Raw genomic sequence first — 10293 nt, forward strand, 5'->3', positions numbered from 1 at the left:
CGGCTTAGACATGGAGGCCTCCGTCGTTCTGAGTGCGTCTTGTCGCGCGGCGACGCAGGATTTCAGCGATGGTCATCAGCAGGAAGGAAGCAGCCAGCAAGAGCGTACCCAGCGCCAGCACGCCGGGCAGCTTCGCGGCGAAGCGCAACTGGCCCCAGATATAGATCGGCAGCGTCGCCTCGGTGCCGGTCAGGAAGAAGGCGATGATGAACTCGTCGAGCGAGATGGTGAAGCAGACGAGAAGGCTGGAAATGATGGCCGGCGCCACCATCGGCAGCGTCACCCGTCTAAAAGTGCCGAAAGCGCTCTCGCCGAGATCGGCGGAGGCCTCCTCCAGGCTGCGGTCGAAGCCCTCGAAGCCAGCGGTCAGCACGGTCATCGAATAGGGAACGCAGATCAGGACATGGCCGAGCACGATGGTGAACAGCGACAGGCTCAAACCCAGTTGCAGTATCACCAGGAGCATGGAGATGGCGACGATGATTTCGGGCAGCACCAGCGGTGCCATGATCAGGCCGTTGATGGCGCGGCGGCCGGCATAGCGGTAGCGGGTGATCGAGCGGGCGGCGAGAATGCCGAGCACAGTGGAGAGGATGGAAGCCGATAAGCCGACGACCAGGCTGTTCCAGGCGGCGTCAAGCAGCGCCGGGGTGCGTGGCAGATCCTCGTACCATTTGAGCGTGAAACCGGAGAGCGGGAATTTCGGCGTCGCGGCGCTGTTGACCGAAAAGATCGGCAGGAAGATGACCGGCAAATAGAGGAAAACGACATAGAGGAATGCATAGGTCGACAGCCAGCCGCTGGCCAGGAAGCGCCGCATCGCCGTCATCGCACCAGCCTCATCGTGCCAGCCTTTGGGCAGAGCGGATCATCAGCACGGTGGCGCCGGCCATCAGCGTCACGATCAGCATGGTGGTGACCGAAAGCGCGGCGCCAAGCGGCCAGTTGGAGGCCTTGCCGAACTGCGCCTGGATGGCGTTGGCGATCATGACGCCGTCCTTGCCGCCGACAAGCTTCGGCGTGACATAGTCGCCGACGGTCGGGATCATGACGATCAGCGCCGCCGAGATGATGCCGGGCGCCGACAGCGGCAGCGTCACGCGCAGAAAGGAGCGAATGGGACCGTCGCCGAGATCCTTGGCCGCTTCGACCAGCGTGCGGTCGATTTTTTCCAGCGAGACGAAGATCGGCAGGATGGCGAAGGCTGCCCAGGCATGGGTGAGCGTGATGATGACGGCGCTCGAATTATAAAGCAGCGCGGTCGACGGCTCGTCGATGATGCCAAGGCCCAGCAAGCCGGAATTGAGCACGCCGTTGTAGCCGAGGATGACCTTCCACGACATCACCCGCAGCAGATAGCTGGTCCAGAACGGGATGGTGATGAGGAACAGCCACAGGCTTTTATGGCGGCCGCCGTGGAACGAAATGAAATAGGCGATCGGGTAGGCGAGGACGACCGTGAAGAAGCTCACCATCAGCGAGATATAGAGTGAGCGCCAGAGCAGGTCGCGATAGATCGGCTCGGTCAGCGCGACCCGGTAGTTTTCCAGTGTGAAGGTGCGATCGATGGTCAGGTAGTTCTGTGTCCAGAACGAGTGTGCGACGACCACCAGCATCGGCAGGACCAGAAGCACGAGCGCGTAGAGAAAGGTCGGGCTGATCAGGGCAAAGCCCTGGACGGGTTCGGACTGCAGAAGGGCATCTCGCCTGGCCCGCGTCATGCCAAATGCAGACGATCCTTCCGCAGCCGCCGTCATTGCAGGCCCTCGGGCAGGGCCCCGGGCGTGATCTCGGTTGCTGGCGCGGATTGTCCTGCCATGCGGCGTCCCATTGCGGCCGTCCGTTCCCAATTTTATGCCCAGGGCGCAATCGCTGATCGCGCTCCGAGCTTGCCGGCTTTTTTTCATCATGCGCGCATCCGTGGATTGAAATCAAGCGTTATTTCTGTAATATTGATTGAACGGACATTCAAAATGTGCCGAAGAAAGCCGGTTTTTCCGGTGCTTGGCGCCGAGCTTCGTGTCCGATGAATTTGCGACAAACGAATGCGAGGCGACGATGGCGGCTGCAAGAGATTTGAGGGCGACTGAAACGGTTGGACTTGGCGATGCCGTCGAACTGGCCAAGCGCCATCTCGTCCAGCCCTGGCCGTTCGCCGGTTCGGTCGGCGCGGAGGCGCGCGCCCTGATCGGTGAGGGCGACGGCATCTACATCACCGACGGCACCGGCAAAAAGCTGATCGACGGCCCGGCCGGCATGTGGTGCATCAATATCGGCCACCGCCGCGAGGAATTGGCGCGGGTGATGTACGATCAGGCGATGGCGCTGTCCTACAACACGCCGTGGTATACGATGAACGCGCCGTCGGCGGAACTCGCCACGCGCATCGCCGGCCATGCGCCGGGCGATCTCAGCCATGTCTTCTTCACCACTGGCGGCTCCTCGGCCGTCGAGACGGCGCTGCGCTTCATGCAGTTCTACAACAATGTCCGCGGCCGCCCGGAAAAGAAGCTGATCCTGAGCAGGGGCGGCGCCTATCACGGCTCGACCTATCTGTCGGCCTCGCTTAACGGCCGTCCGCGCGATCGCGACTGGATGGACGGCGCCGACGATCTGGTCGTCAGGCTGTCCTCGCCCGATCCGTTCCGTCGTCCGCGCGGCATGAGCATTTCAGCCTTCACCGATGTCCTGGTCGATGAATTCCGCGATATTGTCGCCGGCGTCGGCGCCGACAGGATTGGCGCTTACGTCGGTGAGCCGGTGCAGGCGTCGGGGGGCGTCGTCGTGCCTCCAGACGGCTACCTCCGGCGCATCCGCGAGATCTGCCGCGACAACGATATCCTCTATGTTTCCGACGAAGTGGTGACCGCCTTCGGCCGGCTTGGCCATGTCTTTGCTTCCGGCGATATGTTCGGCATTGACCCTGATATGATCACCTTCGCCAAAGGCGTCACGTCAGGCTATTTCCCGCTTGGCGGCGTCATTATTTCGGAACGGCTGCTCGAGGAGCTGCGCCGCTCAAACCATCCGGACGCGATGTTCGGCCATGGATTGACTTACACCAGCCATCCGGTCGGCTGCGCGGTGGCGCTGAAGAACCTCGATATCCTGGAAGAAAGCGTGCTGGCCCACACGCGCGAAGTCGCGCCCTATTTCCAGGCGCAACTGAAGACGCTTGAGGAACTGCCGCTGGTCGGCGAGGTGCGCGGCCTGGGGCTGATGGGCTGCGTCGAGTGCGTCGCCGATCGCGAAAGCAACGATCCGCTGCAGCTCGACAAGGATGTCGGCAAGCGCATCGATGCGCATTGCCATGAGCTTGGCCTGCTGGTCAGGCCGTTGATCAACATGTGCGTGATGTCGCCGTCGCTGATCATCACTCGCGAGCAAATCGACGATATGGTGTCGATCCTGCGCGAAGGCATTTCGCGCACGATGGACGATTTGCGGCGGGAAGGCGTGTGGCAGGGGTGACGGCCAATCTCCCCCTTGAGGGGAGATTGCAGCTTCGGCGCCTCGCCTTACACTTGCGACCGCAGCGCGTCATTGAGCGCCCACATATCCTTTTCCTCCGGCGCCGTTTCCAGCCCCAGCACGGGGATTTGCTTGCGCAGATGGTCGTGGTGGGTCCGCACGCCATATTCAAGGTCGGAGAGATAAAAGCCGCCGAAGGCTTCCGACAGCATGGATTCGTTCGACCACACGGAAAGCTGCACGTCCTCGTTCATGGTGTCGCGATCGATGCGGTAGGCGAGATACCGTGCCGCTGCCTGCTCCCTGGTCTCGTCGGGGTAGCGGTAGATGGCGCCGCGAAGCAGCGTCTCGCCGGTCGACAGCGGAAACTCCTGATAGAACTGCACGGATTCCGGCATGATCGACAGCGCGTTGTTAGGGAAGATGCCGTAATAGATCCAGGCCTTGCGCAGGTGTTCCGGCAGACGCGTCGCCTCGGGCGCGATCTTGATGTATTGCCCGACGCTCCAGCGCCGTCCGGCATGCGGATTGTAAGTGGCGAAGGAACGCGACACGCCGTTGATGAACGGCTCGTCGAAATAGGTCGCGCCGTAAAGGTCCTGCAATGCGGGATGCGCCATGGCAACGTGGTAGCCTTCATTGTCGACATCGCGCACCGACTTCCAGTTGACCGGGCTTTTCTGGGTCCAGATGCCCCAGGACGGCACCATCTCGGCGACACCATAGTGGGCGATCTCGGCCTCGATCGGCTTCATAAGCTCGGCCACCGACGGTTGCGGGCCACCCTTGCGGAAACGGATGAAGACGAGGCCCATCCAGATCTCGAGGTCGAGCGGCATCAGGCCGAATTCGGTCTTGTCGAGATCGGGAAAGGAGCGCGGACGGGCAGCGCCCCGCAGCGTGCCGTCGAGATTATAGACCCAGCCATGGAAAGGGCAGACCAAGGCGTTCTTGCAGGTGCCCTGGCTGTCGGCGACGACGCGGCTGCCGCGATGGCGGCACATGTTGTTGAAGGCGCGCACGACGCCGTCCTTGCCGCGCACGATCAGCGCCCGCTCGCCGACCACGTCCATTGTCAGATAGTCGCCGGCGTTCGGCAGGTCGGAGACGTGACCGGCGATCTGCCAGTGGTTGTGGAAGACGTATTCTTTCTCAAGTTCAAGCAGGGCGTCGGAATGGTAACTCCAACCCGGCAGACCCCGCCGGTCCCAATTGTTGGTGATCGCCACGTCATGGAGGTGCCGGTTCATGAACGGCTCTTCTTTTGTTGAATACTCATTCAATAAAATCACATTTTTCATTTAAATGCAATGGCTTGTGTAAATGTGAAGAATTCTGACGCGAAATCCTCCGGCGTTTTTGGTCGAAATTCAAACGCTCCAGGCTTGAGAAATCCCGAAAATTCCGGGTGTTAGCCAGGGTTCCCATCGACACCCCATTCTCGGCTTGAGCCAAGAAAGGCTGTCTGGAAAACAGGACTTCCCCAAGGTGAAAATGCCACCAGGCTCATCGGTTTCGTAGGCCTGCCGGTGTCCGCTGATGCGTGTTGCGGTTCTCTTCCCTCGCCGGAGGCAGCAAGGCTGAAGCGTGCCTTCTTGCCGCTTTGGGGCCGGTTCCCCCCGAAAATGCTGAAACACCCGTTTCTTGCCCGTTACATTGCCGCATACGCATCATCGTTGGCTCGTTACAAAGTGCGGCTAGGTTCGTTTCAACAGAAAAAGAAAATCAATGAAGGGAATGGCGATGCATACGAAAATCCAGACTGCCTGCAATAACCGCCTGCCGGCGCCGGAGCGCAACGATCGGTGGCCGAAGCTGGCGCTGCGCCGGCGCGCCAACGACCATCCGATGGCGCTGTTCGTGGTGCTGGGCGCCACCGCGTTCGTCGGCATGGCGTTCGCGCCGACGGTTGGTCCAGCCTTTGCTTCACTGAACCCGCCGGTAAACATCGTCGACGGCGCGCCAACCACGACAAAGACCGCGCGCCTGCCGATGCCGGAGATGGATTTTGTCTGCAAGGGGCAAGCCTGGGGCGCCGAAAGTGCAGACTGCCTGCGCGTCATCGCCGAGCAGTCCGGCATTCACAAGGCTCGCGCAGTCCGCGTGATCGCCAATGCCGCGCCGCTGACCGATACCCCGAACGTCTTTTGATGCCCCCAGCGACCCTCCAGCGCTCCAGGCAGGGCTCCCGCCGCATCGGTCGGGAGCTTTCTTTTGAGGATCCTAGGCCGGCTCTAGCCGCCCAATGCGGCCTGCTCGGCGATGGCCGATAGCACGCCGCGCACGTCCAGCGTGCTGAACGGCTTTTCCAGGATCTGCGGACGCTGCGGCGCGGGCAACGCCTCGATTTCGGCCTTCGCGCCGATCAGATCGCCGGTGACCAGAACGAAGCGCCGCGCCAGGTCAGGCTTTTCGGCGAGCAGTTCGCGATAGACTGATATGCCGCTGGTCCCGGGCATGCGCAGATCGGAAAAGACGATGTCCGGTGGCATATGGCCGGACAAAGTCGCGGCGGCCGATTCCCAGGCTAGCACGACCCGCGACTTGATCCCCATCAACTCCAGAATGTCGGACAGCGAGGCGGCGACATCCGGCTCGTCGTCGATGATTAGCGCGTGCCGCAATCCGCTCGAGCGCGACGGGGTTTCGCCGGCGGCAGCCGCGCCGGCGGAGATCGCCGGCAACTGGACGACGAAACGGGCCCCCCTCGGCAGAACTTCCTCGAACCAGACATCGCCATTGTGCCGTTCGATGATCGATTTCGAGATTGACAGGCCGATGCCGGTGCCGACGCCGACCGGCTTGGTGGTGAAGTAGGATTCGAAGATGCGAGAGCGAATCGCTTCCGGCACGCCCAGCCCGTTGTCCTCGACCGAGAAACAGGGATTGCCGCGATCGCTGCGAAACGTGCGAACCTTGATCAACCGGTCGCCGCCGATGCCGGCCAAAGCGTGCTGGCTGTTGATGAGGAAGTTGGCGGCCACTTGCGTCACATGGTCGGCATCGGCCATGGCCAGCAGCGGACCGCTGGCGAAATCAGTATCGATAATGATGCCGGTCGACCTGGCGCCGTAGGCAGTCACTTCGAGTGCCGCGCGGACCACCTGGTTGAGGTCGGTCTCGGCCTGTGACGCCGGGTGCAGGCGCACCATCGAGAGGAAGCTCTTGACGATGCGGCCGCAGCGCTCTGCGGCGGCACGCACCTTTTCGGCGCGCACCTTGGTCTGCGGGTCTGAGGCGAACTCGTGCAACAGCGTCGATTGGGCGACGACCACGGCGAGCGGGTTGTTGAGTTCGTGTGACACGCCGGCAAGCAGCGAGCCCATCGCCGCCATCTTCTCGTTCTGGTGCAGCTTTTCGCGCTGGCGGCCGATCTCCTCCTCGGCGCGCAATTTGTCGCGAAGGTCGCGGATCGAGCCGAAGATCAGGCGGCGGTCACCGACCCGCATCTCGGTCGCCGTCAGTTCGATCGGAAAGACTTCGCCGGCCGCATTCTGGGTGACGGTCTCGATCCGCTGGCCGACCATCGGCGCGCCGCGGCCCGACATGTATTCGGCGCCCGACACATAGCCCTTGCGATAATATTCCGGAACGACGGTGTCGAGCAGGTCCTTGCCGAGGATGTCGCTGCGCTGATAGCCGAACATCTTTTCGGCGGCGGGATTGAACTCGATGATCGAACCGGTCTCGTCGATGACTATGATGGCGTCGAGCGAGGCCTGCAACATGGTGCGGCGGATGACTTCGCTGGCATGGGCATCGGAAAGCGATCGTTCGATGGCGTCGCCTATGGCCAGTGCCACGATGTGCAGCGTTGCCTCTTCCTCGTCGGTCCATTCGCGCTCGTTGACGCAGTCGTTGACCGCCAGCGTGCCCCACAGATGGCCATGCGCGAAGACCGACACCGACAGGAACGACTTGATGTGCTGCTTTTCGAAGTCGATTCTCAGAAAACCTTCGAGGTCGCGCGTGTGTCCCGCGAAGATCTTGCCTTGCCGCTCGTCCTCCGCCAACCGTTCCAGCAGTGGGTCTGAATTGACAACCGACTGCAAGATCACCGTTGGCGATGCCAGTTCGCCGCCAGATCGCGGGTTGATCCAGTAGGCCGCGACCGACTGGGCAAAGCCCTGGCCGGGCAGCTCGCGCAGCCGAAACAGGATGCCGCGCTGGCAATCCATGGCCCCGCAAAGCCTTTCAAGGATGCCGTCCATCTCGCGCTGCCAGTCGCCGGCTTCGCGAAGCCGGCGAACGACATGGACAGCCGCCATCGCCGCGCCCTGCCTGACGCCGTGCATATCGCTGCGTGCTGCTTCAGCCGTCATGATCAGCCGTCATTTCATAGTCGTGCCACCGAGAGTGGTTACCAGTGGTCGCGCCGCTCAGTTGCCTTCGCCGGTCGGCAGCGAAAAGATATAGCCTTCGCCGCGGACTGTGCGCAGGAATTTCGGATTGGCCGGGTCCGCCTCGATCTTCTTTCTCAGCCGCATGATGCGGATATCGACCGCGCGTGACGATTCAGGATCTTCCACGAAGCCGATCGCCTCGGAGATCGCCGCACGCGTCAGCAAACGGTTGGCCCGCGTCAGGAAGACCTCCAGCACGTCAAACTCACTCTTGGCCATGTCGATGACCGTCCCGTTGGTGCCGGTGACGAACCGGCCGTCGAGATCGGCATGGAAAGGGCCGAAGCTCATGAAACGGCGATTGGCAGTTGTTTCGGCCTTGGCGCGCTGTGGTTCGGTCGGCTGCGGCACGCGGCGCAGCACGCTGCGGACCCTCGCCAGCACCTCGCGCAATTCGTAAGGCTTGACGATGTAGTCGTCGGCGCCGAGTTCCAGCCCGACGATGCGATCGAGCGCGGTGCCGGCGGCAGTGGCATAGATGATGCCGATAGGCATTTTCGAGCGCAGCCAGCGGCCGAGCGACAGGCCGTCCTCGCCTGGCATGGCGATGTCGAGGATGGCCAGATGAAACGACTGCGTTTCCAGCAAGGTTCGCGCGGCGCTGGCACTCTCGGCCGTAGCGACATCGTAGCCGCTGGCGCCGAGATACTCGGCGACCGCGTCCCTCAGATCCGGCTCGTCCTCGACGATGACAATTCGTGCCCGCACTATGCTCTCGCTCCCGCTTTCAGCGGAAAGTAGATTGGGTATAAACATCATGTCCAGCACTCATCTTGGGTTGCCGGTTGCAGGGTGGAAAAAAAATGGCTGCACGATCCGTCATCGCGCTTGTTTCCGTCGCCGAAGTGGTCGCGACCGATCTCGCCGACCATCTCGAACGGCGTGGTCATGACGTGCGGGCGGTGCGGCAGCCCTGGGAGGCCGAATCCTTGCTTTCCGGAAAGGGCATCGATGTCGTCGTCGTCGGCGACAGCCTCAGCCAGGCGGAAGGGCGTGATCTGCTCAGGCGCCATGGCGGCGAGGGCGGGCCGGATTTCATCCTGATCTGCCGGCCGGCCGATCTCGTCGACAAGGTGCTGGCGCTCGAACTCGGCGCCGCCGACGTCGTCGAGAGCCCGCTTAATGTCAGGGAACTCGCCGCCCGTATCGGCGGCTTGCTGGCACGGCGCGGCAGGAACGCCGGGGAATTGGTCGTGCTGGAGAACGCGACGGTCGACCTCCGGTCGGCCATGGTCATGCATCGCTCCGGCACGGAAGAGCAATTGTCGCCGGGTCAGGTGGCGCTGCTCAGATTGTTCCTGGCCAGCCCGCGCAAGGTCTTGACGCGCGACGACATCATTGCCGCCGCACCCGCCGAAAATGCCGATGCCTTCGACCGCTCGATCGATTCGCGCATCGTGCGGCTGCGCCGCAAGCTCGATACCGAAACCATCACCACCATAAGGGGTGCGGGCTACCGGTTCGATCCGCCGACGCAGTTCGCCGACTGAGGCCGGGGCCCTCACCCGTGTTGCCCGCAGGCCCAGGCGCTCAGCGCACCACGAGAAGCGACGGACCTGACGGCATTTCGCTGGCCGCGACGAATTCGCTCGCATGGGCACGATCCCTGAGAAGCACGGTGGCGAGGCCGGCAAAGCCGAGCAGGCCCTATGCGTAGAGCAGTGCGGAAAGCACCGAAGCTGCAAATTTCGTGTTCATCGTTTTCGTCCCCTAAATTTGGTTTTAGGTTCGCTTCAGGGAAACCCCCGAAGTGCCCGCGCCGCCAGCGGAGCCCCCCGTCGCGGCGCGGGCCTTCGGTCCTCTCGGCTGCAAGTTGCCGGAGGGGCCGCGCATCTTCTTCAGCCCAAAACCGACCCGCCAGAGGGCCTTGGGCCGGTTAATGCGCAGGCTGGATGCAATCCAAACAGTGGCGAAAAACAGTGCGGCATGCAGCGTCGAAACTTCGCCTGAAGTCATCTCCGCAAGCTTTGGCATCGGGTTGCCGGCGAAGGTGCCGACACCGCCAATGATCGCTGCGGCTATGCTTATCCTGAAAAGCCAGGAGATCGCGTTCGATTGCATGTTCGCCTTCATTTGTGCCGGCTGTTTTCGTTGGGTCAACTCTGCGGGTGGCCTGTATCCAGATCATGCCGCTAGATGCCGCGCTTTGTTGCAGATTGGTTTCGAGGCAAGTCAAATTTCTTTCACATCAGGCAATATCGCACTTTCGTTTGGAGATGGCGGTACCTTTCCGCAGGCCTAGGTTCGGCAACCGGGGGCGTTATACCACGGCTCTGCTGCCCATAGTCTGTCCTTGGGATCCCTCGGAGGGGACTTCCGGCCATTAGAGCGTCGGACGCTCAGGTTGAATCGAGAGGGGATTCCAGTGAGGCGACGTTCGTGATTCACTTCCTGTAGGAGGTGATTTGCGATGCCCAAG

The 10293-nt window shown here is 62.2% G+C and carries 9 protein-coding genes; 4 read left to right on the forward strand and 5 right to left on the reverse strand.

Annotation, left to right across the window (positions count from 1 at the left end; genetic code table 11):
• Positions 1-4 precede the first annotated feature (4 nt).
• Positions 5-829: an ABC transporter permease gene (locus NKH12_RS12475; protein ID WP_352953383.1), complete on the reverse strand. Its 825-nt coding sequence runs from the start codon at positions 827-829 to the stop codon at positions 5-7.
• 10 nt (positions 830-839) lie between these two features.
• Complete coding sequence (locus tag NKH12_RS12480) at positions 840-1757, reverse strand: ABC transporter permease (RefSeq protein WP_352953384.1); 918 nt, start codon at positions 1755-1757, stop codon at positions 840-842.
• Between the two features lie 301 nt (positions 1758-2058).
• On the opposite strand from NKH12_RS12480, the gene NKH12_RS12485 reads away from it, so the two are divergent.
• Positions 2059-3471, forward strand: coding sequence for an aminotransferase (locus NKH12_RS12485; protein ID WP_352953385.1), 1413 nt, complete (start codon positions 2059-2061; stop codon positions 3469-3471).
• A 47-nt stretch (positions 3472-3518) separates the two neighbouring features.
• Here NKH12_RS12485 and NKH12_RS12490 read toward each other — a convergent pair whose 3' ends face one another.
• Positions 3519-4721 carry an aromatic ring-hydroxylating oxygenase subunit alpha gene (locus NKH12_RS12490; protein ID WP_352953386.1) on the reverse strand — a complete coding sequence of 401 codons (1203 nt, stop codon included), beginning with the start codon at positions 4719-4721 and terminating at the stop codon, positions 3519-3521.
• Between the two features lie 493 nt (positions 4722-5214).
• Between NKH12_RS12490 and NKH12_RS12495 the strand changes: the two genes are divergently transcribed.
• Positions 5215-5622: a hypothetical protein gene (locus NKH12_RS12495; protein ID WP_352953387.1), complete on the forward strand. Its 408-nt coding sequence runs from the start codon at positions 5215-5217 to the stop codon at positions 5620-5622.
• An 83-nt stretch (positions 5623-5705) separates the two neighbouring features.
• Here the strand turns inward: NKH12_RS12495 and NKH12_RS12500 are convergent, their stop codons facing one another.
• Positions 5706-7793 (reverse strand): PAS domain S-box protein, encoded by a 2088-nt coding sequence (locus NKH12_RS12500; protein WP_352953388.1) that lies wholly within the window; start codon positions 7791-7793, stop codon positions 5706-5708.
• A gap of 57 nt (positions 7794-7850) precedes the next feature.
• Positions 7851-8630, reverse strand: coding sequence for a response regulator (locus NKH12_RS12505; protein WP_352953392.1), 780 nt, complete (start codon positions 8628-8630; stop codon positions 7851-7853).
• A 47-nt stretch (positions 8631-8677) separates the two neighbouring features.
• Here NKH12_RS12505 and NKH12_RS12510 point away from each other — a divergent pair, with 47 nt between their 5' ends.
• Positions 8678-9364: a response regulator transcription factor gene (locus NKH12_RS12510; RefSeq protein ID WP_065007437.1), complete on the forward strand. Its 687-nt coding sequence runs from the start codon at positions 8678-8680 to the stop codon at positions 9362-9364.
• Between the two features lie 389 nt (positions 9365-9753).
• Entirely contained in the window at positions 9754-10116 is a 363-nt protein-coding gene (locus NKH12_RS12515; RefSeq protein WP_352953389.1) for a hypothetical protein, read from the forward strand.
• Positions 10117-10293: the final 177 nt, after the last annotated feature.

Source organism: Mesorhizobium sp. M1322, from assembly GCF_040318085.1.
GTDB lineage: Bacteria > Pseudomonadota > Alphaproteobacteria > Rhizobiales > Rhizobiaceae > Mesorhizobium.

What these genes read in the sequence shown, in the direction of transcription:
- NKH12_RS12475 (WP_352953383.1), bottom strand. Translation starts at nt 829, where the DNA reads ATGACGGCGATGCGGCGCTTCCTGGCCAGCGGCTGGCTGTCGACCTAT.
- NKH12_RS12480 (WP_352953384.1), bottom strand. Translation starts at nt 1,757, where the DNA reads ATGACGGCGGCTGCGGAAGGATCGTCTGCATTTGGCATGACGCGGGCC.
- NKH12_RS12485 (WP_352953385.1), top strand. Translation starts at nt 2,059, where the DNA reads ATGGCGGCTGCAAGAGATTTGAGGGCGACTGAAACGGTTGGACTTGGC.
- NKH12_RS12490 (WP_352953386.1), bottom strand. Translation starts at nt 4,721, where the DNA reads ATGAACCGGCACCTCCATGACGTGGCGATCACCAACAATTGGGACCGG.
- NKH12_RS12495 (WP_352953387.1), top strand. Translation starts at nt 5,215, where the DNA reads ATGCATACGAAAATCCAGACTGCCTGCAATAACCGCCTGCCGGCGCCG.
- NKH12_RS12500 (WP_352953388.1), bottom strand. Translation starts at nt 7,793, where the DNA reads ATGACGGCTGAAGCAGCACGCAGCGATATGCACGGCGTCAGGCAGGGC.
- NKH12_RS12505 (WP_352953392.1), bottom strand. Translation starts at nt 8,630, where the DNA reads ATGTTTATACCCAATCTACTTTCCGCTGAAAGCGGGAGCGAGAGCATA.
- NKH12_RS12510 (WP_065007437.1), top strand. Translation starts at nt 8,678, where the DNA reads ATGGCTGCACGATCCGTCATCGCGCTTGTTTCCGTCGCCGAAGTGGTC.
- NKH12_RS12515 (WP_352953389.1), top strand. Translation starts at nt 9,754, where the DNA reads ATGCGCAGGCTGGATGCAATCCAAACAGTGGCGAAAAACAGTGCGGCA.